The following is a 22371-nucleotide window of genomic DNA, read 5'->3' as shown; positions in this document are numbered from 1 at the left end:
GGATCGCCACCGCGCCGCCGCTCGCGGGGCCGGTGGAGGAGCAGGCGGTGGGCAGTGCGCCTTCCTTCCTCGGCGGCTATCTGCTGGGGATTGCCAATCCGAAGGCATATCTGGCGATCAGCGCCGTGTTTGCCGGATCATCCCTGCCGTTCGCCGATCCGCTGCTGGAAGCGCTGGCGAAGCTGGCAGTGCTCAGCCTTCTGATCGTCGCCATCCATACGGTCTGGCTGCTGGCCGGCGTGTCGCTGTCCCGGTTGCTGCGCGACCCGCTGGCCTCGCGGCTACTCAACATCGCCTTTGCCGCCATCCTGCTGGTCACCACCTTCTGGGCGGCGTTCGGATAAGCAAGCGGTGCGTCCTTGGCCGCTCTTCTGTAGGGTGGCGGACAACTGAGGGAGATCGCGCCATGAAGAACCCGCTCGCCAGCCTGCACCCGACGCTGATGCTGGGGCTTGTCCTGACAATCCTGCTGGTGTTCCTGGGCGCGCCGGCATTCGACCAGGCGTTCTGGGCGGGTTTCTTCCGCTGGGCACATGTGCTGGCCGGGCTGCTGTGGGTCGGGCTGCTCTATTACTTCAATCTGGTGCAGATACCGGCACTGGCGGCGATGCCGGAGGAGAACCGGCCGGTTGTCGCGCGGTTCGTGGCGCCGAAGGCGCTGTTCTGGTTCCGCTGGTCGGCGGTGGCGACCGTGGTTCTGGGGCTGGTGACGGCGATGCTGTCGGGCTACCTGCCGGCCCTGTGGACGCTGGGGCTGGACGGGTCCGGTCCGCGCCACACCATGATCGGCATCGGCATGTGGATGGCGCTGATCATGGCCGTCAATGTCTGGCTGGTGATCTGGCCGAACCAGAAGAAGGCGCTCGGCATTGTGCCGGCGGAACCGGCGCAGAAGCAGCGCGCCGCGCGCACTGCCCTGCTGGCCGGCCGGTTCAACCTGCTGCTGTCCTTCGCCATGCTGTACGCGATGGTGATGGCGAAGTCGGCGGGTTAGGGGATAGAGGACGGCCCGGAATCACACCGCAACCGGGAAGCCGAGATCGACTTCCGAGGCCGGTGTGCCGCCGCGGATGCCCCAGTTCTCCATCGGGCTTTCGATCAGGGCGATCTTGATGTCGGTGGCGGCGATGCCCAGCGCGCCGAGGTTGCGCACAATGGCCTGATAGAGCACGCGCTTCGCCTCGAAGGAGCGGCCGGCGAACAGCGTCACCTCGACGATGGTGTAGTTCTGGCCGCGCCCGGACGGGATGGCGAAGTGCGACGGCTCATGCTCGATCAACCGCACCGTGCGGTCCCATTCGGGAATCTTCAGCGCTTCCTGCAACGCGTCATGGACGGCGTCGATGACGGCATAGGGATCCCTGATCCAGCCGGACCGCGTGGCGATGAGTGTGTTGGGCATTGTCTGTCCTCTCGGGGTTGTCGCGCGCCGGAGAGGATTTTTTCCTTTACCCCACCGGCTGGCGGTGGGGGTTGCATGCAGGCCTTAAGGTTATCCCAAAGCGCCGCCGCCCCCACCGAAGGTGCGGGTTTTGCGGGCGGTACGGGCAGTGCGCTGCATGAACATGGCAAAGACTTTAGGGCCGGTTTTTGCCGGGTGCAAGCGGCTAATCAGCCATTGCCGGCGCTGCCACGACGGCGGCAAAGAAGCCATCGACGCAGACCGGGCCGTACTCCGCCAGATCGTGCGGGATGGTGCCATTCACCCAGTCGCTGATCAGCCCGTGCATCAGGCCGTGCAGCCCCAGCGCCGCGGTCAGCGGTGTCCAGCGCGGGGCCAGCGTGCCCAGCTTATGCGCGGTCTCGAAGATGCGGATCAGCAGGGCGATCATATGTTCCTTGTTGCGCAGCTGGCGCATCGCTGGCTCGCCCATCTCCTCCACATATTCGCAGCGGTGCAGCAGGATGCAGCACACGCGCTGGCGGCGTTCGTCCCGCGCGATGGTGGCGAGCGCGCCCTTGCACGAGTCCTTCAGGGTCGCCAGCGGGTCGGAGGATCCGTTCTCCGCCAGTTCCTCCAGCACATCCTCCTGCGGCAGGCGGATGCGCTGCTGCATCGCCTCGAACAGGTCGGCCTTGTCGCGGAAATGCCAATAGACGGCACCGCGCGTCACGCCGGCGGCGCGCGCGATCTGCTCCAGCGAGGTGTGCGCCACGCCACGCTCGAAGAACAGGTTTTCCGCCGCGTCCAGGATCTGGTCGCGGGTCTGTTCAGCTTCTTCCTTCGTCCTCCGCACCATCGTGTTTTTTTCTTTCTTGCCGCTTTACATACATCCAAGAATGTATATATTGCCCGGCGTAGCGAATGCAATCATTTCCGCATAAACTCCGCGCAACGCTAGTGATGCGGACAGCGCGGCGGGTCGCAAAAGCCAGAAATCATTTTGTCTATCGAAGCAGGTGAACCATGCAGGGGACGCTAGGACGCTCCTTTCGTCTTTTCACGATTGCGGCCGGCATGGTTGCTCTCGGTCTTTCCGTCGCGGCCTGCGAGGAGCAGAAGCAGGCGAATGGCGGCGCACAGGCGGCACCGCCGCCGCCGGAAGTGCTGCTGACGACCGTCGAGACCAGGGACATCCCCGTCTCCTATGAATATGCCGGCCGTGTCACCGGCTCGCGCGAGGTGGAGGTGCGGGCCCGGGTTTCCGGCATCCTGATGGAGCGGACCTATACCGAGGGCGAGAAGGTGAAGCAGGGCGACCTGCTGTTCCTCATCGATCCGGCGCCCTACGAGGCGGCGCTGGCGCAGGCGGAGGCGATGCTTCAGCAGCAGCAGGCCAACCTTGCCCAGGCGGAACGCGAGTGGAAGCGGATATCCTCGCTGTTCGAACGCAACGCGGTGAGTGCGCGCGAGCGCGATTCGGCGCTCTCCACGCTGGAGCTGGCGAAGGCGACTGTCGCCGGCGCCCGGGCCGAGCTGCGCACGGCCAGGATCAACCTGGACTATACGCGGGTCGAAGCGCCGATCAGCGGCGTTACCAGTCTTGAGGCGGTCTCCGAGGGCAGCCTGGTCGGCACCGGCCAGGATTCCAGCCTGCTGACGCGGATCAGCCAGCTCGATCCGGTCTATGTGAATTTCGCGGTGCCGGATGCCGAGTCGCTGCAGCTGCGCAACATGCGGGAAAGCGGTGCGCTGACCCAGCCGGCTGACGGGCGGCTGCGCGTCGATCTCAGGCTGTCGGACGGCAGCACTGTGGCCGATGCCGGCTATGTCGATTTCACCGACAGCACCATCGACCCGAACACTGGCACGATCCGCAACCGCGCGGTCGTTGCCAACCCCGGCAGCGATCTCATGCCGGGGCAGTTCGTGCGCGTCATGGTGAACGGCATGGTCCTGCGCGACGCCGTGACGGTGCCGCAGGCCGCTGTGCTGCAGGGACCGCAGGGCATGATGGTCTATGTCGTCGATGGCGAGAATACCGCCACGCCGCGGCCGATCAAAATCGGCAGGGCCATCGAGGATAGCTGGCTTGTCCGTGAGGGGCTGAAGACCGGCGACCGGGTGATCGTCGAGGGCGTCATCAAGGTGCGCCCGGGCCAGAAGGTGCGTCCTGCGGAGCCGAAACAAGGCGATCAGAAGCCGGGCGGTCAGAAGCAGGCCCAGGCCGGCAACCGGTAGCCGGCAGTCAGGACGAAAATCATGATCTCGCGTTTCTTCATCAACAGGCCGGTCTTCGCGACGGTCCTGTCCATCGTGATCGTGCTGGCGGGCCTCGCGGCCATGCGCTCCCTGCCGATTGCCCAGTATCCCGACATCGTGCCGCCTGACGTGGTGGTCTCGGCCAGCTATCCCGGCGCCAATGCCGAGGTGATCGCCGAGACGGTGGCCGCCCCGCTGGAGCAGAACATCAACGGCGTGCCGGGGATGATCTACATGCGCTCCTCGGCCTCGAACAGCGGCTCACTCACGCTGACCGTCACTTTCGAGATCGGCACCGATCCCGACCAGGCGACCATCGACGTGAATAACCGCGTGCAGGCGGTATTGTCCCGCCTGCCGGAGGAGGTGCGGCGCCTTGGCGTGAACGTGACCAAGCGCTCAAGCTCGATCCTGCAGGTCATCACCATGTCCTCGCCGGGCGGGCGCTATGACCCGGTCTATGTGTCGAACTACGCGCTGCTGAACGTCATCGACGAACTGCGCCGCATCAACGGTGTCGGTGACGCGCAGATCTTCGGCGCCAAGGATTATGCGATGCGGGTGTGGCTGAGCCCCGACAAGCTGGCGCAGTACAATATGACGCCCAGCGACGTGGCCGCCGCCATCCGCGAGCAGAACTCGCAGTTCGCCGCCGGCCAGTTCGGCCAGGCGCCGATGGTCGATCCGCAGCCCTATACCTATTCCGTCATTGCGCCGGGCCGTCTGGTGAAGCCGGAGGAATATGGCAACATCATCCTGCGGTCGGACGAGAATGGCGCCAGCCTGCGGCTGAAGGACGTCGCCCGGATCGAGCTGGGCGCGCAGGAATATTCCTTCAACGCCAGCCGCGACGGTGAGCCGGCGATTGCCATCGGTATCTTCCTGCAGCCCGGCGCCAACGCGCTGGACGTGACCGCATCGGTGCGCGCCAAGATGGCGGAGCTGCAGCAGCGTTTCCCTGACGGCATCGAATACGGCATTCCCTTCGACACCACGAAATTCGTCGAAGTGTCGATCGAGGAGGTGATCAAGACCTTCCTGGAAGCCATCGTGCTGGTCATCCTGGTGGTCTATCTGTTCCTGCAGAATGTGCGGGCGACGATCATCCCGATCCTGGCCGTGCCGATCTCGCTGATCGGCGCCTTCATCGGCATGTATCTGCTGGGCTTCTCGATCAATCTGCTGACGCTGTTCGGCATGGTGCTGGCCATCGGCATCGTGGTCGATGACGCCATCGTGGTGCTGGAGAATGTCGAGCGCAACATGACGCAGAACAAGCTCAGCCCAAAGGACGCCGCGTTAAAGGCGATGGAGGAGGTGAGCGGACCGGTCATCGCCATCGTCCTGGTGCTGAGCGCGGTGTTCATCCCGGTCGGCTTCCTGGGCGGCCTTGCCGGCGAGATGTACAAGCAGTTCGCCATCACCATCGCGGTGTCGGTGCTGATTTCGGGCATTGTCGCGCTGACGTTGTCGCCGGCCTTGTGCGCAGTGTTCCTGAAGCCGACCCATTCCGAGCCGCTGGCGCCGTTCCGCTGGTTCAACCGGGCCTTCGAGAAATTGACCGACGGCTATGCCGCGGGCGTGCGCTTCTTCCTGAAGCGCGCCTTCATGGCGGTGCTGGTGTTCGCGGCGGTGCTGGGGGCGACCTACCACCTGTTCGAGAAGGTGCCGGGTTCGCTGGTGCCGGCCGAGGATCAGGGCTATGTGATGGTGGTTTCCATCCTGCCGCCCGCCGCCTCGTTGGACCGCGCCACCAAGGTCATGGACCGGGTCAGCGGCGACCTGCTGGAGCATCCGGCGGTGCAGAATGTGGTCAGCTTCGCCGGCTTCGACATCCTGTCGGGCGGTATCCTGAAGACCAGTGCTGGCGTCGCCTTCGTGCCGCTAAAGGACTGGTCGGAACGGACCGAGGCGCAGAATGACGCGCGCAATCTGGTCGGCACCTTCATGGGTATGGGCAGCCAGGTCCGCGATGCCATCGTGCTGGCCTTCAACCCGCCGCCGATCACCGGCATATCGATGACCGGAGGGTTCGAGCTGTATCTGCAGGACCGCACCGGTGCCGGCAGCGTGAAGCTGGCCGAGGCCGCCAACAAGCTGGTGCAGGCCGCCAGCCAGCGGCCGGAGCTGCAGGGTGTCAGCACGACCTTCTCCACCTCCGTGCCGCAGTACAAGGTGACGGTGGACCGCGAGAAGGCGAAGGCGCTTGGCGTGCCGCTGCCGGACATCTTCGATGCGATGCAGAGCACGATGGGCACGCTGTATGTGAACGACTTCACGCTCTATGGCCGCAGCTACCGCGTGAACCTGTCTTCCGAGGCACAGTTCCGCGAGAAGCCGGACGATCTGCGCCACATCTTCGTGCGCTCGGGCGATGGCAGCATGATCCCGCTGGATGCGCTGCTGAAGATCGAACGGCAGATCGGGCCGGACCTGATCGAACGCTTCAACATCTTCGCGGCCGCCAAGATCCTGGGCGGGCCGGCGCCGGGCTATAGCTCCGGCCAGGCGCTCGACGTGATGGAGGAACTGGCGACCGAGCTGTTCGGCACCGACTATGCCATCGCCTGGACGGGGGCGGCCTATCAGGAGCGCACCACGGCGGGCACGGCGGGCATCGCCTTCGTGTTCGGCCTGGTGATGGTGTTCCTGATCCTGGCGGCACAGTATGAGCGCTGGTCGCTGCCGGTCGCCGTGCTGCTGGCGGTGCCGTTCGGTGTGTTCGGTGCAATCACGGCGATCTGGCTGCGCGGTCTGGAGAATGACGTGTATTTCCAGATCGGCCTGATCACGCTGATCGGGCTGGCAGCGAAGAACGCCATCCTGATCGTTGAGTTCGCCGTGCTGAAGCGCAAGGAGGGCCTGTCCATCGAGGCAGCGGCGCTCGAAGGGGCGCGGCTGCGCTTCCGGCCGATCATCATGACCTCGCTGGCCTTCATCCTGGGCTGCGTGCCGCTGGCGATCAGCACCGGCGCGGGGTCGGCCAGCCGTCACTCCATCGGTACCGGCGTCATCGGTGGCATGCTGGCGGCGACCTTCCTTGCCACCTTCCTGATCCCCACCTTCTACAAGCTCGTGTCGCGGCTGACCGAGCGTCGTACCAAGAAGAAATCCAAGCATGACGATACCAGCAGTCAGGAGAAGACCGCCGATGCGTAATACCCTTCTTGCCGCCGGCCTGGCCGCGCTGCTGGCGGGCTGTTCCATGGGGCCGGACTATCAGCGCCCCGAGATTGACATGCCGCAGCAATGGGGCAGCACGGTGGTCGTCGCCTCGCAGGTCGATCCCTACTGGTGGCGGGCCTATGGCGATCCGGTCCTCTCCGACCTGGTGGAGGAGGCGCTGGCTGCCAACTCCGACATCGCCCTGGCGGCGGCCCGTGTGGCCGAGGCAAGGGCGCTGGCCGGCTTTGCCCGTGCCGACCGGCTGCCGCGCCTGGATGCGGAAGCCGGTGCCCAGCGTGCGCGCACCAGCGACGACTTCACGACGCCTAGCACGCCGAACCCGGTGAACAGCCTGCGCATCGCCGGTGTCGTCAGCTACGAGCTTGACCTCTGGGGGCGCCTTGCCCGCGCGGACGAGGCGGCGCGTGCCGACCTGCTCGCCAGCCAGGCGGCGCAGGATACGGTGCGGCTCTCCGTCGCCGCCGATGTGGCGTCCGGCTATTTCAACCTGCGGGCACTGGATCATCAGGTCGAAATCGCCGAGCGCACGCTGAAGGCACGGCAGGATTCCTACGATCTGCAGCGTGCCCAGTACGATAATGGCGTGGTCACCGAACTGGCGCTGCGCCAGGCCGAATCCGAGCTGGCGGCGACGCGCGCCCAGCTTCCCAATCTGCGCCAGCAGCGTGCCATCCAGCGCAATGCGCTGTCCGTGCTGCTGGGCCGCGCGCCGCGCGCCCTGATCCAGCAGGATGTGGCCCGCGGCATGGCGGTCGATGTGCTGCCGGTGCCGCCGGTGGTGCCGGACTTCATGCCGTCGGCGATCCTCGACCGGCGCCCCGACCTTCAGCAGGCCGAACAGCAGCTGGTCGCCGCCAACGCGCAGATCGGGGTGGCCAAGGCCGCCTTCTATCCGAACATCGCGCTGACCGGCACGCTGGGCCAGCAGAGCCGGGAACTGGGCGATCTGTTCAATGCCGGCAACGGTATCTGGAGCCTGGCCTCGAACCTGACCTCGCCGATCTTCGATTTTGGCCGAAACCAGTCGAATCTGGAGGCCAGTGAGGCGCGCCGTCAGCAGGCCCTCATCAGTTATGGCCAGACCGTGCGCGTTGCCTTCCGCGAGGTGCTGGACGCCTTCGAGCAGCAGCAGGGCAGCACCGAGAGGTTGACCGCCATCGACGGGCAGGTCGATGCGTTGCGCCGCACCGTCGAGCTGGCCGAGGACCGCTATGAGGGCGGCTATACCTCCTATATCGAGGTGCTGGACGCCCAGCGTACGCTGTTCCAGGCCGAGCTGGACCAGTCGGAAGCCCTGCGCGACCGGCTGCAGGCCTCGGTCGAGCTGTACAAGGCTCTCGGCGGCGGCTGGAGTGCCAATGCTGCTGCAAGCCGGTAAGGCTGGTCTGTAGAGGCTGCCATGCGGGCGTGAGGCTCGCCCTGCGCATCGGCTCGCGCTACCGTGCCCTCAAAATTCGGGAGGGTAGCGAATGAGCAAGGACAAGGCGGGCACGGTGGGTTTCATCGGGCTCGGCGTGATGGGCGAGCCGATCTGCCGCAACATGCTGCGCAAGAGCGGCCGGGACTTTCTGGTCTTTGACCTGAACGACGCGCCGCTGCAAAGGCTGGCGGCTGACGGGGCGCGGCTGGCGCCCGGCATTGCTTCTGTTGCCGATGCCGTCGATCTGCTGTTCCTGTCGCTGCCCGGCGGCAAGGAGGTGGAGGCGGTCTGCCGCGCGCCGGATGGGCTGCTGGCGAAGGCGCGGCCCGGCCAGATCATCGTCGACATGTCCACCGCGCCGGTCGGCTTGACCCGTACGCTGGCGGAAGAATTCGCCGCCAGGGGCGCGATCTTCTGCGACGCACCGGTGGCGCGCACAAGGCAGGCGGCCATCGACGGCACGCTCAGCATCATGGTCGGCGCCGACGAGGCGACCTACGGGACAATCCGCCCGCTGCTGGAGCACGCCGCCAGCGAGGTGACTTTGTGCGGGCCGGTCGGCTGCGGCCAGATCGTGAAGATCATGAACAATATGGTGCTGTTCCAGACCGTGGTGGCGTTGGCCGAGGCCCTGTCGATCGGCGGCAAGGCCGGCATCGACGAGAAGGTACTGCTGGAGACCATGAGCAAGGGCTCCTCCGACAGTTTCGCGCTTCGCAATCACGGCATGAAGGCGATGCTGCCGCGCAGCTTCCCGGACGAGGCTTTCCCCACTGATTACGCGCTGAAGGATGTCAGCTACGCGCTGGACCTCGCCCGCGATGTCGGCGTAACGGCGGACGGCGCGCAGCTGGCCAGCGACCTGCTGAAACGCTCCAGCGACGCCGGCAATGGCAGGGCCTATTTCCCGGCGCTGATCCGGCTGCTGGACGCGCAGGGCAAGTAATGGCTAGAGCGTCAGACCGCCATCGACATGGATGGCCTGGCCGGTGATGTAGCTGCCCTCCGGCCCGGCCAGCAGGGCGATCATCGCCGCGATGTCGTCGGGCCGGCCCAGCCGGCCCAGCGGGATGCGCGCGACGGCCTGCTTCCAGCGCCCATCATCCATCGAGGACCGGCCGGAGATCGCATCCTTCTGCACATAGCCCGGCACCACCGCATTCACCGTGATGCCCTGTGGCGCCATCTGCGCGGCCAGCGAGCGAGTCAGCGCCTCCAGCCCGCCCTTGGCGGCAGCGGAGGCGGTGAAGGCGTCGCCATCCAGCCGGAACACATGGGCGACGAAGGAGCTGACGGTGACGATCCGCCCGGAAGGCGATTGCGCCAGCAGCGGTTGCGCTGCCTTGGCGAGGCGGAAGCTGCCGCGCAGGATGACGTCGATGGAGCGGTCGAGCCCTTCCTCATCCAGCTCCTGCAGCGTGCGGCGGTCGGCGAAGCCGGCATTGGCGATCACCCCGTCCAGCCGGCCGAAATGTTTCTGGCAGTCGGAGACCAGCATGCCCGCCGTCTCTGCCTCGGCGAGATCACCGACCGCGACCTGGCAGGCAGCACCCTTCGCCGTGCATTCCTCGGCCACGGCCACGGCCTTTTCGCGCTTCGACCCGGTATGCACCAGCAGGCCGATGCCCGACCCCGCCAGCCGGCGGCAGACCGCGGCCCCGATGCCGCTGCCGGCCCCGGTCACCAGATAGACGCGCTGGATTTCGCCCGACATGATTACCTCTCCCGTTTCGTCGCGGCTGCAGCCTAGCAAAGCGCCGCGACGAATTGACCAGCCATCTGCAAGCGGCGCTGCGAATCGCCATATGCAGAAGAGGTACTGTAACGAAACCTGCATAAAGGGAGGCAAGCATGAGCAAGACCATGTGGTTCATCGTCGCCGATGGGGCGCAGGCGCGGATCTTCGCCAATGAGGCGGAAAAGGGCGGGCTGGCGCTGGTGACCCAGCTCAGGAACGACAAGGCGCGGCTGCCGGGCGCGAAGCTGGGGCGCGACAAGCCGACCCGCGTGCAGGAAAGCGCCAACCCGGGACGCTCCGCCAACGAACCGCATGTCGATCCTAAATCGAAGGAGAAGCAGCGCTTCGCCCATCAGCTTGGCAGCCATATCGAGGAGGCGGCGAAGAAGGACAAATTCGCCAGCTTCGTGCTGGTGGCGCCGGCGCGGGCCGCGCGGGAAATCCGGGCGGCGCTGGGCAATGCTTCCCGCGACCGTCTGCTCGGCATCGTGAACAAGGATCTGTCCTGGGTCGGCGATGCCGACATGGCGACGCATGTGCAGGGCTTCGGCCGGCGGCTGCAGCGGCCGCGCATCTTCGCCCGGCTGTTTCCTGGCCAGCCGGTCCCGAAATAGGGGGGCTCTCTCTGCCCGTCACCCCCGCACTTGTTGCGGGGGTCCAGGGGGCAGCCCACTCAGGCGGCGACAAAGCGAGCCGAGGTCTGGATTCCCGCAACAAGTGCGGGAATGACGGATCGGGAAAACCGTACACCGGATACAAAAGGCGAGACATGAGCACTCGTCACTACGCCTTGACGCCTTCTGATCCTCTGCTAGTATTGTCGGACAATCGGACAAAGAGGATCGCCGATGCAGAACGGTCCCGCGCTGAAAGATGTGGAGGAGGCGCTGGCCCTGCCGCTTGACCGGCTGGCGGGGCATCTGGCCGAGCATGGGCTGACGCTTGACCGCGACGTGCCGGTCCGCCAGTTCGCGCACGGTTTCGGAAATGTGAATTACCTGCTGTCGGTCGATGGTGCTGAGACCGTGCTGCGCCGCCCGCCGCTGGGGCCGATCCCGCCCGGCGCCAACGACATGAAGCGCGAGCATACGGTGCTCTCCGTGCTGTGGCGGGCCTATCCCTACGCGCCGAAAGGCATCCATTTCTGCGGCGATGAGAGTGTCATCGGCGCGCCCTTCCAGCTGATCGAATATCGCGAGGGGCTGGTGATCGGCGCGGAGATGCCGCCGGAACTTGCTGGCAATGCCGAGGCTGGCGCGAAGCTGGGCGGTGAGCTGGTCCGGCTGATGGCGGATTTCCATGCCGTCGATCCGGCGGCAATCGGCCTCGGCCAGTTTGGCAAGCCGGAAGGATTCCTGGAGCGCACGCAGGCCGGCTGGGTGAAGCGCTGCCGCCTCGCCATGGAAGGGCCGGACCCGCATCAGCCGACAAAGGCGTTCGCGGAGCTGGTCACATGGCTGGAAGCGCAGAAGCTGCCGCCCTCCGCCGTCACCCTGCTGCATAATGACTTCAAGCTCGATAATGTGATCCTCAACCCGCAAACGCTGGACCCCATTGCCGTGCTGGACTGGGACATGGCGACGCGCGGCGATCCGCTGTTCGACCTCGCCATCATGCTGGCCTACTGGACAGAGGCGGGCGACCCGCCGGCGATGCACGAGCTGAAACAAATGCCGACTGCCGGACCCGGCTTTCCGACGCGCAGCGATCTGGTCACCGGCTATGGTGCGGTCAGCGGGCGCGACGTTTCCGACATGCTCTATTACCGGGTGCTCGGCATGCTGCGGCTGGCCGGCATCTTTTTGCAGCTGCACCGGCGCTGGCGCGAGGGCGGAACCACCGACCGGCGGTTCGCCGGCTTCGGCACGTTGGCTGACGGGCTTATCGACTTCGGCTGGGATATCGCCCGCGGCCGGGCCTTCTAGGGGGAAAGAATGATCGATTTCGCGCTGACGGACCGTCAGAAGGAACTGAAAGAGCGGGTGACCGCCTTCATCGACGGCACGGTGATTCCCTACGAAGCCGACAAGCGCCGCACCAGCCACGGCCCGACTGACGAGCTGCGGCAGGAGCTGAACGCGCTGGCCAAAAAGGCCGGGCTGTTCGCGCCGCATGTCTCGGCGGAATTCGGCGGCATGGGTCTCGGCCATGTCGATTGCGCCATCGTGTTCGAGGCGGCGGGCCGCTCGCCGCTCGGCCCGGTTGCGCTGCATTGCGCCGCGCCGGACGAGGGCAATATGCATCTGCTGGAGAAGGTGGCGACGGCAGAGCAGAAGGAGAAGTACCTGCGTCCGCTGGCCAGTGGCGCGTGCCGCTCCTGCTTTGCCATGACGGAGCCGATGGGCGCCGGTGCCGACCCCAGCGAGATGAAGACCGAGGCGCGGCCGGACGGCAAGGGCGGCTATACCATCCATGGTCGGAAATGGCTCATCACCGGCGCCGATGGTGCTGGCTTCACCATCATCATGGCCAATGTGGTGGACCCCGGTGGGAAGGAAGGCCCGACCATGTTCCTCTCGCCGCTGCCGGCGGCGGGGGTGATCCTGGAACGGCTGATGGACACGATGGATTCCAGCTTCACCGGCGGCCATGGCGAGATCGTCTATGACGGGCTGCGCGTCGGGCCGGAGGCGGTGCTGGGGGAAGTCGGCGAGGGCTTCCGCTATGCCCAGGTGCGGCTCGCCCCGGCGCGGCTGACCCATTGCATGCGCTGGCTGGGTGGCGCGACCCGCGCGCAGGAGATCGCCATCGCCTACGCCCGGGAGCGCCATGCCTTCGGCAAGCCCATCGGCGAGCATGAGGGGGTGGGCTTCATGCTGGCCGATAATGAGATCGAGATTCAGCAGGCCCGGCTGATGATCTGGCACACCGCCTGGCTGCTGGACCAGGGCGAGCATGCCCGCCACGAATCCAGCATGTCCAAGGTTGCGGTGTCGGAGGCGCTGTTCCGCATCGTGGATCGCTGCGTGCAGGTACTGGGCGGCCGGGGGATGAGCCGCGATACGGTGGTGGAGCAGCTGTTCCGTGAAATCCGGGGCTTCCGCATCTATGACGGCCCGTCCGAGGTGCATCGCTGGGCAATCGCCAAACGCTTGATAAGGGCGAACCGGAAATGAGCAAGAACAGCCTGTTCGACCTGACCGGCAAGACCGCCATTGTCACCGGCGGCGGGCGCGGGATCGGCCGCGCCATTGCCGAAGCACTGGCCGCGCATGGGGCCGCCGTGGCGCTGGCGGGGCGCAACGAGGCCAATCTGCAGCAGGTGGCCGATGCCATCCGTGCCGGGGGCGGCACCGCCAGCTGGCATGGCTGCGACGTGACGGCGGAGGCGGAGGTCGCGGCGCTGCGTGATGCGGTGCTGGCCACGCATGGGCGCATCGACATTCTGGTGAACAATGCCGGCATCGATCCGCATTACGCGCCGATGGAGCGCACCGATCCTGCGGAATGGCAGCATATTCTGGATGTGAACCTGACCGGCGTGTTCCTGTGCTGCCGGCTGATAGGCCCGGCCATGCTGGAGCAGGGGCGCGGTTCCATCATCAACATCAGCTCCATCGCCGGCCATGTCGGGTTGAAGCGGCAGGTACCCTATTGCGCGACCAAGGGCGGTGTCGAGCAGCTGACCAAGGCGCTGGCGCTGGACTGGGCGGAGCAGGGAGTGCGGGTGAACGCCGTCGCCTATGGCTTCGTCACCACGGACCTGACCAGCTCCATCCTGTCGCACAAGCATATCGGGCCGAAACTGCTGGCGCGCACGCCGATGGGCCGGTTCGGTACGGTGGAGGAGGTCGGCGGGGCGGCTGTCTTCCTGGCTTCCGATGCGGCCAGCTACGTCACCGGATCGACCGTGCTGGTCGATGGCGGCTGGACGGCGGGCTGACGCCATGAGCTTCGCCCGGCTCGACCGCGCGCCCGGCTACCGCCTGCTGGCGGAGGCGGTGGAGCGTGAAATCCTGGAAGGGCGGCTGAAGCCCGGCGAGCGGCTGCCGACAGAGACAGAGTTCGCCACCCAGTTCGCGGTGAACCGGTCCACCGTGCGCGAGGGCATCCGCCTGCTGGAGGAAAGCGGGCTGGTGCGGCGCGAGGAGGGCAGGCGGCTGTTCGTTGCCCGGCCGGAAACGTCGGCGCTGGCGCAGCGCATGAGCCATGCCATGGTCATGCACGAGGTCACCTTCCGCGAACTGTGGGAGACCATGATGGCGCTGGAGCCGATGGCGGCCGAGCTGGCGGCGGCCAACGCCACGCCGGAACAGATATGGGCGCTGGCGGCCAACCTCACTGAAACACGGGCGGTGCTGGCGGACCGGCAGAATGTCACCCGGCTGGATATCGCCTTCCATGCGCTGGTGGCGGAAGCCTCAGGCAACCGCGCGCTGTTGCTGTCGCGCGATGCGCTTGGGCGGCTGTTCTACCCGGCCTTCGAGGCTGTTATCAGCGGCCTGCCGGCAGCACCGGAGCGGCTGCTCACGGCGCATACCGCCATCTACGAGGCGATCCGCACTGGCGATGCCGCCGAGGCGCGGCGCTGGATGGAGCGCCACATCATGGATTTCAAGCGCGGCTTCGAGCGGATGGGGCTGGACCTTGCCGCCCCCATCGCGCTGCCGACCGGACAGGAGAAGACAAAGTGACCGATCCCCGATTCACCTACCCGCCTGAAGCCGATCTGCCGCCCAGCGTGGACGAGGCCATCACCAGCCGGCGGTCGGTGCGCGCCTTCGCGGCCACCCCGGTGCCACGCGACCTGATCGAGCATATTCTGGGGGTGGCGGCGCGTGCCCCCAGCGGCACCAACACCCAGCCCTGGAAGGTGCAGGCGGTGACGGGCGAGCCGCTGGCGGCGCTGGTGCGCGACATGCTGACCGCCCATGACGACCCGGAAAACACCACCGACCGGGAGTACGAATACTACCCGACGCAATGGTACGAGCCTTACCTATCGCGCCGCCGCAAGGTCGGCTGGGATATGTACGGGCTGCTCGGCATCGGCAAGGGTGACAAGGACAGGATGCACCACCAGCACGGGCTGAACTACACGCTGTTCGGCGCGCCGGTCGGGCTGTTCTTCTCCATCGACCGCAAGCTGGAAAAGGGCAGCTGGCTGGATTACGGCATGTTCCTGCAGAACATCATGATCGCCGCGCGCGGCCACGGCCTGCATACCTGCCCGCAGGCGGCGCTGGCGACCTATCACCCGGTCGTGCGCCGGCACCTCGCAATCCCCGACGAGGAGATGATCATCTGTGGCATCGCGCTGGGCTATGAGGACAAATCGGCACTGGTGAACAGCCTGCGCACCGAGCGCGAGCCGGTCGCCGGCTTTGCCCGCTTCCACGGCTGGTGATGCCGCCTTGTGATGCTGATAGCGAAACAGTGACTTTCGCGGTCGCCGGTTTCTCTGCTCCGCGTCCGCCTCTATCCTGATGGCAGATCCCTTTCCGACATCTGGAGTGTTCTGAATGGCAAGCGTGCTTTTCTCGCCCATCGACCTGCGCGGCCTGACGCTGCCCAACCGCATCGCCGTCTCGCCGATGTGCCAGTACAGCGCCGCCGATGGCAGTGCCACCGACTGGCATCTGGCGCATCTGGGGCAGCTGTCGATGTCCGGCGCAGGGCTGCTGATCAGCGAGGCCATCGCGGTGGAGCGGCGCGGCCGCATCACCCATGGCTGCCTTGGCCTCTATTCCGACGATAATGAGGATGCGCTGGCGCGCGTCATCGCCTTCTGCAACCGGCATGGCCAGACGCCGTTCGGCGTGCAGCTCGCCCATTCCGGCCGCAAGGGGTCGGTGCATCATCCCTGGAATGGCGGCAAGGGGCTGGCGCCGGACGAGGACCCGTGGGAGACAATTTCCTCCACCACCGAGGGCTATGACGACTGGCCGGCGCCGAAAATGGCCGACGCGGCGGAGCTGGCGCGGCTGAAGGACGCCTTCGTGCAGGCCACGGCGCGGTCCGACCGGTTGGGCGTGGAACTGATCGAGTTCCATAATGCGCATGGCTATCTCGGCAACGTCTTCCTGTCGCCGCTGGTGAACAACCGCAACGACCGCTATGGCGGCTCCTTCGAGAACCGCATCCGCTTCCCGCTGGAGACCTTCGAGGCGATGCGCAAGGCCTGGCCGGCGGACAAGCCGATGGGCGTGCGCATTCCCGGCAGCGACTGGGTCGAGGATGGCGGCTGGAACGTCGAGGATGCGGTGAAGTACGCCGGTGCGCTGAAGGAGGCAGGGGCCGACTATGTCGTCGTTTCCAGCGGCGGCGTGGTGCCGCAGCAGCGCATCAAGGTCGGCCCGTCCTACCAGGTCGGGTTCGCCGCCGAGGTGAAGGCGCGGACCGGCATCACTACCATGGCGGTCGGCATGATCACCGAGCCGAAGCAGGCGGAGGAGATCATCGAGAGCGGCAAGGCCGATATGGTCGCGCTGGCGCGCTCCTTTCTCTACAACCCGCGCTGGGCCTGGCATGCCGCCGAGGCGCTGGGCGCCGAAACGCCCTACTACCCGCCGCAATATCTGCGCGCCAAGCCGGAGACGTGGCCGCACGTCTTCCCCGGCCGCGCAAGGAAGTAGGGGGCGCCTTCAGCCGGAGGCAGGGCACCGCCCCTGGACCCCCGGATCAAGTCCGGGGGTGACATTTATGAGATTGTCATTGCCGGGCTTGACCCGGCAATCCAGGGCGGCTGTCTGAGAGGACGCGGTTAAGCTGACAGCCGCTCAACTGGCCGCCAGTCCGTCCTGTGCCTGGCGCAGAATCTGGCGGCTGCGGTACAGCACCATCTCCTTCCAGTCCGGCGTGTCAGGATAGTACTGCCGGCGAATCTGCGCCTTGATGCGCTTCGTCTCCGGGTCGTTCCAGTCCACATTGGTATAGGCGTGCAGCCAGTGGTCCTCGCGCAGCGCGCGGCGGCCTTCTTCCGGCGTGTAGGTGCCGTATTCCAGCGCGACGAAGGTGACCTTCTCGCCGAGCAGGAACTCCCAGCCGAATTCGGTCAGGCCGGCCTTGGCGGTGGAGGAGGAGGTGCCGAGCAGCGGCTCCGTCACCGACTGGCCGTACCAGGCCTTGGCGCGGTTCACCGCCACCCCGTCAACCGGGTGGTTGCAGATCGGCTCGCCATAGCCGAACGGACCGAGGCCGGTGTGATAGTCGATGACGGCGACCAGATCAGCGTTCTTCACGCCGAAATCGTCGACGATCTTCTCGGTCGTCTGGCGCGACCAGGTCGGCCCGAAGCCGCCGAAGAAGAAGCCGGTCGGGTGCTTGTACTGGCCGCCGCCGCGCGCCTCGGAGAATTTCCAGAGCCCGTGCTTCTCCTTGTAGGCGGCGATCTTCGCCTCAGCCTCCTCGAACACCTTGCCGGACAGCTCGGACGGCAGCAGCGCGTCGGCCAGCTCGTCATAGCCGGGATTCTCCGGCAGCGGCTTAGAGAAATCGACATGGTTGCGGTTCAGGTCCACGCCTTCCTCGGTGACGCGGCGCAGCCAGGCGAAGCCATGCGGGTTGATCGCATGGATATGCAGCGCGGCGACACCCTTCGGCAGGGTCAGCGGGCCGCCGGAACACAGCCAGTCGATCTGCCCGCCCGAGCCGGTGAAGCCTTCCACGCCATGCGTGCCGGCGATGGTGACCAGCACCTTCTTCGCATCCTTCGGGCCGAACCAGGCGGCATCCGTCGTCAGCTCCTCGCCCAGCGGCCCGCGATTGGGGTTCACATAGGCCTTTGGCTCCACGCCATAGGCGCGGCAGCTGTTGCGGAACTTCTCGCGCGCTTCCGCGTAATCGGCGGAAAAGCAGTGGCGGACGGCGGTAAGGATATCCATGGCGACCTTCTTGGCAGGGCTATTGGAAAAGATCGCCTAGCCTGCGGGAGAGCGGTCCTGCGGGCAAGGCCTCGTCAGCGGGCCAGCGATGCGCCGGGCGCAGGGCCGCTGCCAGCCCGGCACGCTTGACCGGGGCGAAGGGGGCGGGCTAAGTGCGCACGGTTCCGTTGGGGTGGGGGAAGCGTGACGGCAAACGAAACCAGTCTGGACCGGCCCAGCTTCCGCGCCTATGCCGCCTGGATGCTGGGGTCGGCTTTCTTCTGCTACGCCTTCATCCTGCGTGTTTCGCCCAGCGTCATGGTGACCGAGCTGATGCGCGATTTCGTGGTCAGCGGCGCCATTCTCGGCCATCTCTCGGCCTTCTATTTCTACGCCTATGCCAGCCTGCAGCTGCCGGTCGGCATCCTGCTGGACCGCGTCGGCCCGCGCCGGCTGATGACCGGTGCCATCACCACGGTGGCGCTGGGCAGCATCGTGTTCGGCCTGGCGCCGACGGTGGAGGTTGCCTATGCCGGGCGGCTGATGATCGGCATCGGCTGCGCCTTCTCCTGGGTCGGCGCGCTGACGCTGGCGACGCAATGGCTGCCGCCCGCGCGTTTCGCCATGCTGTCGGGCATCAGCCAGTTCGCGGGCACCGGCGGCGGCATATTGGGGCAGGCGCCGCTGGCGGCGCTGGTTGGCATCATCGGCTGGCGCGACGCCATGCTCGGGCTCGGCTTCACCGGTCTGGCGCTGGCCCTCGCCCTGTGGCTGGTGGCGCGCGACAAGCCCTATGCCGGCAGCGGCAGCGGCACCATCATGGGCGGGCTGAAGCGGGTGATGGCGAACCGGCAGAGCTGGTACGCGGCGCTGATCGGCATGTCGATGACCGGCCCGATGCTGTCCTTCACCGGTCTGTGGGCCGTGCCCTACATGACCGCCGCCTATGGGCTGGATCGCGCGACCTCCGCCTCGACGCTGGCGACCAGCTTCTTCGGCTGGGGCGTGGGCGCCATCGCCATCGGCTGGCTGTCTGACCGGATGGAGCGCCGCAAGCCACTGCTGATCGCCGGCACGCTGGGCTCCACCCTGACGCTGGCGGCGGTTCTGTACCTGCCGGGCGTGCCGCTGCTGATGGTGACGGTGCTGCTGTTCCTGAACGGCTTTTGCTCCGCCTGCATGGTGCTGACCTTTGCCGCCGCGCGGGAGCTGAACGCGCCGCGCTCCAGCGGGGCGGCCTACGGTCTGGTGAATACCTGCGTGATCGGCAGCGGGGCGATCTGCCAGCCGCTGATCGGCTATCTGCTGGATGTGAACTGGACCGGCCGGATGGAGGAGGGCGCGCGGCTCTATTCCGTCGAGGCGTTCCATGCCGCCTTCCTGGTGCTGCCGGCTTCTTGCTGCATCGGCGTGCTGTGCGCCATGCTGTTGCGCGAAACCTATTGCCGGCAGCAGGTCGATGGCTGAGGGATATCTGGTGCTCGTGGTCGGCCCGTCCGGGGCCGGCAAGGACAGCCTGCTGGACGGCGCGCGCGCGGCATTGGTCAACGAGCCGCGCTTCGTCTTCGCAAGGCGGGAGATCACCCGCCCCGCCGATTCCGGCGGCGAGGACCATATCGCCGTCACCGAGGCCGAATTCCGCACCCGGCAGGCGGTAGGCGGCTATGCGCTGTCTTGGGACGCGCATGGACTCGGCTATGGCATCCCGAAAAGTGTGGAGGGCGATCTGGCAGCGGGCCGCACGGTGATCGCCAATGTCTCGCGCGGCGTACTGGATGAGGCGCGTGGGAAATACGGCCGTGTCGCCATTCTCAGCATTGCCGTCTCGCCGGAAATCCTGGCCGCCCGGCTTCGTGCCCGTGGCCGCGAGACGGAGGAGCAGATTGCCGGCCGGCTGGCTCGTGCCGCCGCCTTCAGCGTGACCGGGCCGGACGTGATCGACATCCGCAATGACGGCGACCTCGCGGAGTCCATCGCCGCCTTCGTCACGGCGCTGCGGGGTTTGGCTTCTTCTTGATTGTCATTGCCGGGCTTGACCCGGCAATCCAGGGCAGCAGGCTGAGACGATCCAGGCAGGGCACCGCCCCTGGACCCCCGGGTTAAACCCGGGGGTGACAAGAAGAGAATTTCTATCCCAGCAGGGCCGCCGTGACGTGCCGGCGGAAATGCTCCAGCGGCGGGGTGACGGCGTCCTTGAGCTTCGCCATATCGTCCCAGCGCCGCAGCATGACCGCGTCGCGGGCATAGGGCAGCTCGATGAATTCCAGCTCCTCGGTGCGGTCGAACGGCCCGCCCTGCATTTCCAGGCTCTTTTTTGAGCCGTCGGAAAGCCCGTCCCAATAGGCGATATCGGTGGCGCAGAGATAGCGCTTGGCATCGACATGCAGCCGCACCGGCTGGGTCACGTCCGGGCCGAACCAGTGCTTCAGATAGCGTTCTGCCTGTGCCTCATGGCGGGCATCGACGCCGCTGTCGCGCATCTGGTGCGCGCGGTCGTCGATCAGATGGCCGATATCGTGCAGCAGGGCAGCGGTGATAAGGGGAGACTCGGCACCGGCCTGCTCCGCCAGCATGGCGCATTGCAGGGCGTGCTGAAGCTGGCTGACGCATTCCCCGCCATAATCGGCGTCGCCCTTGCGCACCAGGATATCGAAGATCACATCGACCGGATCGGCCGGCGCCGTCATCTGCACACTCATTTAACTCCCCACTTTTTTGATGGTCAGGCGATCCTGTCTCCCTCGCGCCAGACCTGGCGGACCAGCGGCAGGCCCTGATGCTGTGTCACGCGCACCAGATCGGCGCGCTTGCCGGCGGTGATCTCGCCGCGATCATCGAGCTTCAGCATGCGGGCCGGGTTGCGGCTGACCGTGGCGATGGCATCCGGCAGGGTTAGCCCGTGCTGGCCATGCAGCTTGAAGGCGGCATGCAGCATGCTGATCGGCACATAGTCGGAGGACAGCGCATCCAGCAGCCCTTCCTCGGCCAGCGCATGGGCGGCGATGTTGCCGGAGTGGGAGCCGCCGCGCACCACATTGGGCGCGCCCATGATGGTGGTCATGCCGCGCTCGCGCGCCGCCCCCGCCGCTTCCATCGTGGTCGGGAACTCGCTGATGGTGATGCCCAGCTCCGCCGATTCCTCGACATGGGCCAGCGTCGCATCATCATGCGCGGCGGTCGGAATCCCGCGTTCGCGGCAGGCCTCGGCAAGGGTGCGGCGGTGGAGATCGGCATATTTCTCCTGATTCGCCTTTGTCGAGACGATCATCGCCTGCAGCTCGGAATCGGACACATTGTGCTTCTTCTGGTAGTACAGCGCGTACTGCGCCAGATCGACGAACTGGCGCTGGCCGGGCGTGTGGTCCATCAGCGAGACCAGCTTCACCAGCGGGTGGTCGCTGACCTTGTCGAACAGCTCCAGCACGATGGGGTCGGCAACCTCGCAGCGCAGATGCAGCAGGTGGTCGGCGCGGGTCAGCTCGGCGGCGCGCGCCTGATCGACCGCCTCGACGCTGAGGTCCAGCAGCTCCAGCCGGGTGGACTGGCCGATGGTGTTGCCCAGCACCACCGCGTCGAACACGGTGGTGATGCCGGCCGCCGCGATCTGCGCGTCATGCGCCAGCAGGGCCGGCACGCCGGGCCAGCGCACGCCGGGGCGCGGGGCCAGGTGCTTTTCCAGATTGTCGGTGTGCAGCTCGATCAGGCCGGGCAGCAGATAGTCGCCCTTCAGGTCGATGGCGCCGGCGGCCTGGCTGCTGCCTTCCGATATCTCTGTGATGTGGCCGTCACGCACCAGCACGGTGCCGCTTTCCAGCACGGAATCGGCAAGCACGATGCGGGCATTGGTCAGGATCGTCTCGGCACTCATCAGGCAGCCACTTTGTCGCTTGGGGTTATGGTCATGGTGCGGGTGGCGAGGGCTTCGCGTACCGCCGCATCGTGGAAGATACCGACTATCGCGGCGCCGCGCGCGCACGCTTCTGTTACAAGTTCGACGACGGTCTGGCGGTTGTCGGCATCCAGCGAGGCGGTCGGTTCGTCCAGCAGCAATGCGGGATAGTCCACCACCATGACGCGGGCAATGTTCACGCGCTGCTGCTCGCCGCCGGAGAAGGTGCCGGGCGGCAGGTGCCACATGCGTTCGGGAATGCGCAGCCGGGCGAGGATGGTGCCGGCGCGCTCCCGCGCCGTCTCTTCCGCGATGCCCAGCGCCAGCAGCGGCTCCATCACCAGCTCGACCGTCGGCACGCGCGGGATGACGCGCAGGAACTGGCTGACATAGCCCAGGCTGCGGCGGCGGATATCCAGCACGGTGCGCGGGGCGGCGTGGGTGATGTCCACCAGCTCGCCGTCATGGCGGATCAGCACCTGGCCCTGCTGCGGCAGGTAGTTGGCATAGAGGCAGCGCATCAGGCTGGATTTGCCCGCCCCTGACGGGCCGTCCAGCACCACGCAGTCGCCGGCCTCCACTGTGAAGCTCACATCCGACAGGACGGGGATGTGCGTTGCCCCCTGCATGTGCAGGGTGAAGCTCTTTCCAAGGTCTTCCACCGCGATGCTGGTCTTGTCGTCGTAATTCATG

Annotated in this window: 21 protein-coding genes and 1 pseudogene; 15 read left to right on the top strand and 7 right to left on the bottom strand. The window is 66.5% G+C overall.

The window, feature by feature from the left end; translation table 11 throughout:
* Both P24_RS20275 and P24_RS08830 read left to right on the top strand, forming a co-directional pair.
* Window positions 1–344 (top strand): annotated as a pseudogene (locus tag P24_RS20275) (hypothetical protein); the annotation flags it as partial.
* Window positions 345–406: 62 nt separating this feature from the next.
* Entirely contained in the window at window positions 407–994 is a 588-nt protein-coding gene (locus tag P24_RS08830; protein WP_008944364.1) for a hypothetical protein, read from the top strand.
* A 21-nt stretch (window positions 995–1015) separates the two neighbouring features.
* Here the strand turns inward: P24_RS08830 and P24_RS08825 are convergent, their stop codons facing one another.
* A complete protein-coding gene (locus tag P24_RS08825) occupies window positions 1016–1402 on the bottom strand; it encodes a tautomerase family protein (RefSeq protein ID WP_008944363.1) in 387 nt (128 codons plus the stop codon).
* A gap of 205 nt (window positions 1403–1607) precedes the next feature.
* The gene (locus P24_RS08820; protein WP_008944362.1) at window positions 1608–2240 is read right to left on the bottom strand and encodes a TetR family transcriptional regulator; all 633 of its coding nucleotides are present in this window, start codon (window positions 2238–2240) and stop codon (window positions 1608–1610) included.
* Window positions 2241–2458: 218 nt separating this feature from the next.
* Here P24_RS08820 and P24_RS08815 point away from each other — a divergent pair, with 218 nt between their 5' ends.
* From P24_RS08815 to P24_RS08800, 4 genes are all read left to right on the top strand, one after another.
* Window positions 2459–3622 carry an efflux RND transporter periplasmic adaptor subunit gene (locus P24_RS08815; protein WP_008944361.1) on the top strand — a complete coding sequence of 388 codons (1164 nt, stop codon included), beginning with the start codon at window positions 2459–2461 and terminating at the stop codon, window positions 3620–3622.
* A 21-nt stretch (window positions 3623–3643) separates the two neighbouring features.
* Window positions 3644–6802 carry an efflux RND transporter permease subunit gene (locus tag P24_RS08810; protein WP_008944360.1) on the top strand — a complete coding sequence of 1053 codons (3159 nt, stop codon included), beginning with the start codon at window positions 3644–3646 and terminating at the stop codon, window positions 6800–6802.
* Window positions 6795–8207, top strand: a complete 1413-nt coding sequence (locus tag P24_RS08805) for an efflux transporter outer membrane subunit (protein WP_008944359.1) — start codon at window positions 6795–6797, stop codon at window positions 8205–8207. Before P24_RS08810 ends, P24_RS08805 begins: the two co-directional genes overlap by 8 nt.
* A 91-nt stretch (window positions 8208–8298) precedes the next feature.
* Window positions 8299–9195: an NAD(P)-dependent oxidoreductase gene (locus tag P24_RS08800; protein ID WP_008944358.1), complete on the top strand. Its 897-nt coding sequence runs from the start codon at window positions 8299–8301 to the stop codon at window positions 9193–9195.
* A 3-nt stretch (window positions 9196–9198) separates the two neighbouring features.
* Here P24_RS08800 and P24_RS08795 read toward each other — a convergent pair whose 3' ends face one another.
* Window positions 9199–9963 carry an SDR family NAD(P)-dependent oxidoreductase gene (locus P24_RS08795; RefSeq protein ID WP_008944357.1) on the bottom strand — a complete coding sequence of 255 codons (765 nt, stop codon included), beginning with the start codon at window positions 9961–9963 and terminating at the stop codon, window positions 9199–9201.
* Window positions 9964–10100: 137 nt separating this feature from the next.
* On the opposite strand from P24_RS08795, the gene P24_RS08790 reads away from it, so the two are divergent.
* The 7 genes from P24_RS08790 to P24_RS08760 all read left to right on the top strand — a co-directional run bounded on the left by P24_RS08790 (window position 10101) and on the right by P24_RS08760 (window position 16562).
* Complete coding sequence (locus tag P24_RS08790) at window positions 10101–10601, top strand: host attachment protein (RefSeq protein WP_008944356.1); 501 nt, start codon at window positions 10101–10103, stop codon at window positions 10599–10601.
* A gap of 234 nt (window positions 10602–10835) precedes the next feature.
* The gene (locus P24_RS08785) at window positions 10836–11912 is read left to right on the top strand and encodes a phosphotransferase family protein (protein ID WP_008944355.1); all 1077 of its coding nucleotides are present in this window, start codon (window positions 10836–10838) and stop codon (window positions 11910–11912) included.
* A 9-nt stretch (window positions 11913–11921) separates the two neighbouring features.
* Window positions 11922–13103 carry an acyl-CoA dehydrogenase family protein gene (locus P24_RS08780; protein ID WP_008944354.1) on the top strand — a complete coding sequence of 394 codons (1182 nt, stop codon included), beginning with the start codon at window positions 11922–11924 and terminating at the stop codon, window positions 13101–13103.
* Window positions 13100–13870: an SDR family NAD(P)-dependent oxidoreductase gene (locus tag P24_RS08775; protein ID WP_008944353.1), complete on the top strand. Its 771-nt coding sequence runs from the start codon at window positions 13100–13102 to the stop codon at window positions 13868–13870. Before P24_RS08780 ends, P24_RS08775 begins: the two co-directional genes overlap by 4 nt.
* Window positions 13871–13874: 4 nt before the next feature.
* Entirely contained in the window at window positions 13875–14621 is a 747-nt protein-coding gene (locus P24_RS08770; protein ID WP_008944352.1) for a FadR/GntR family transcriptional regulator, read from the top strand.
* Window positions 14618–15334: a nitroreductase gene (locus P24_RS08765; RefSeq protein WP_008944351.1), complete on the top strand. Its 717-nt coding sequence runs from the start codon at window positions 14618–14620 to the stop codon at window positions 15332–15334. Before P24_RS08770 ends, P24_RS08765 begins: the two co-directional genes overlap by 4 nt.
* A gap of 115 nt (window positions 15335–15449) precedes the next feature.
* A complete protein-coding gene (locus P24_RS08760) occupies window positions 15450–16562 on the top strand; it encodes an NADH:flavin oxidoreductase/NADH oxidase (RefSeq protein WP_008944350.1) in 1113 nt (370 codons plus the stop codon).
* Window positions 16563–16706: 144 nt separating this feature from the next.
* Here the strand turns inward: P24_RS08760 and P24_RS08755 are convergent, their stop codons facing one another.
* On the bottom strand, window positions 16707–17810 hold the full coding sequence (locus P24_RS08755) for a M14 family metallopeptidase (RefSeq protein WP_008944349.1): 1104 nt from the start codon (window positions 17808–17810) through the stop codon (window positions 16707–16709).
* 183 nt (window positions 17811–17993) lie between these two features.
* On the opposite strand from P24_RS08755, the gene P24_RS08750 reads away from it, so the two are divergent.
* Window positions 17994–19256, top strand: a complete 1263-nt coding sequence (locus P24_RS08750) for an MFS transporter (RefSeq protein WP_008944348.1) — start codon at window positions 17994–17996, stop codon at window positions 19254–19256.
* Window positions 19249–19806, top strand: coding sequence for a phosphonate metabolism protein/1,5-bisphosphokinase (PRPP-forming) PhnN (gene phnN, locus P24_RS08745; protein ID WP_008944347.1), 558 nt, complete (start codon window positions 19249–19251; stop codon window positions 19804–19806). The genes P24_RS08750 and phnN overlap by 8 nt, the downstream gene beginning before the upstream one ends.
* A 112-nt stretch (window positions 19807–19918) precedes the next feature.
* Here the strand turns inward: phnN and P24_RS08740 are convergent, their stop codons facing one another.
* From P24_RS08740 to phnL, 3 genes are read right to left on the bottom strand one after another with little or no spacing between them, the layout of a single operon-like run.
* Entirely contained in the window at window positions 19919–20488 is a 570-nt protein-coding gene (locus P24_RS08740; protein ID WP_008944346.1) for a phosphonate degradation HD-domain oxygenase, read from the bottom strand.
* A gap of 23 nt (window positions 20489–20511) precedes the next feature.
* Window positions 20512–21657, bottom strand: coding sequence for an alpha-D-ribose 1-methylphosphonate 5-triphosphate diphosphatase (locus tag P24_RS08735; protein ID WP_008944345.1), 1146 nt, complete (start codon window positions 21655–21657; stop codon window positions 20512–20514).
* The gene (gene phnL / locus P24_RS08730; RefSeq protein ID WP_040707095.1) at window positions 21657–22370 is read right to left on the bottom strand and encodes a phosphonate C-P lyase system protein PhnL; all 714 of its coding nucleotides are present in this window, start codon (window positions 22368–22370) and stop codon (window positions 21657–21659) included. Before phnL ends, P24_RS08735 begins: the two co-directional genes overlap by 1 nt.
* Window position 22371: the final 1 nt, after the last annotated feature.

Origin of the sequence: Oceanibaculum indicum P24 (genome assembly GCF_000299935.1) — a bacterium.
Classification (GTDB): domain Bacteria; phylum Pseudomonadota; class Alphaproteobacteria; order Oceanibaculales; family Oceanibaculaceae; genus Oceanibaculum; species Oceanibaculum indicum.
This window is presented reverse-complemented; position numbering and strand designations above follow the sequence as displayed.

Bases quoted from the DNA above. Each gene is read 5' to 3' on its own strand.
- phnN (WP_008944347.1), top strand. From the start codon at position 19,249: ATGGCTGAGGGATATCTGGTGCTCGTGGTCGGCCCGTCCGGGGCCGGC.
- P24_RS08805 (WP_008944359.1), top strand. From the start codon at position 6,795: ATGCGTAATACCCTTCTTGCCGCCGGCCTGGCCGCGCTGCTGGCGGGC.
- P24_RS08795 (WP_008944357.1), bottom strand. From the start codon at position 9,963: ATGTCGGGCGAAATCCAGCGCGTCTATCTGGTGACCGGGGCCGGCAGC.
- P24_RS08770 (WP_008944352.1), top strand. From the start codon at position 13,875: ATGAGCTTCGCCCGGCTCGACCGCGCGCCCGGCTACCGCCTGCTGGCG.
- P24_RS08820 (WP_008944362.1), bottom strand. From the start codon at position 2,240: ATGGTGCGGAGGACGAAGGAAGAAGCTGAACAGACCCGCGACCAGATC.
- P24_RS08800 (WP_008944358.1), top strand. From the start codon at position 8,299: ATGAGCAAGGACAAGGCGGGCACGGTGGGTTTCATCGGGCTCGGCGTG.
- phnL (WP_040707095.1), bottom strand. From the start codon at position 22,370: ATGAATTACGACGACAAGACCAGCATCGCGGTGGAAGACCTTGGAAAG.
- P24_RS08790 (WP_008944356.1), top strand. From the start codon at position 10,101: ATGAGCAAGACCATGTGGTTCATCGTCGCCGATGGGGCGCAGGCGCGG.
- P24_RS08740 (WP_008944346.1), bottom strand. From the start codon at position 20,488: ATGAGTGTGCAGATGACGGCGCCGGCCGATCCGGTCGATGTGATCTTC.
- P24_RS08815 (WP_008944361.1), top strand. From the start codon at position 2,459: ATGGTTGCTCTCGGTCTTTCCGTCGCGGCCTGCGAGGAGCAGAAGCAG.
- P24_RS08760 (WP_008944350.1), top strand. From the start codon at position 15,450: ATGGCAAGCGTGCTTTTCTCGCCCATCGACCTGCGCGGCCTGACGCTG.
- P24_RS08735 (WP_008944345.1), bottom strand. From the start codon at position 21,657: ATGAGTGCCGAGACGATCCTGACCAATGCCCGCATCGTGCTTGCCGAT.
- P24_RS08755 (WP_008944349.1), bottom strand. From the start codon at position 17,810: ATGGATATCCTTACCGCCGTCCGCCACTGCTTTTCCGCCGATTACGCG.
- P24_RS08775 (WP_008944353.1), top strand. From the start codon at position 13,100: ATGAGCAAGAACAGCCTGTTCGACCTGACCGGCAAGACCGCCATTGTC.
- P24_RS08785 (WP_008944355.1), top strand. From the start codon at position 10,836: ATGCAGAACGGTCCCGCGCTGAAAGATGTGGAGGAGGCGCTGGCCCTG.
- P24_RS08780 (WP_008944354.1), top strand. From the start codon at position 11,922: ATGATCGATTTCGCGCTGACGGACCGTCAGAAGGAACTGAAAGAGCGG.
- P24_RS08810 (WP_008944360.1), top strand. From the start codon at position 3,644: ATGATCTCGCGTTTCTTCATCAACAGGCCGGTCTTCGCGACGGTCCTG.
- P24_RS08830 (WP_008944364.1), top strand. From the start codon at position 407: ATGAAGAACCCGCTCGCCAGCCTGCACCCGACGCTGATGCTGGGGCTT.
- P24_RS08825 (WP_008944363.1), bottom strand. From the start codon at position 1,402: ATGCCCAACACACTCATCGCCACGCGGTCCGGCTGGATCAGGGATCCC.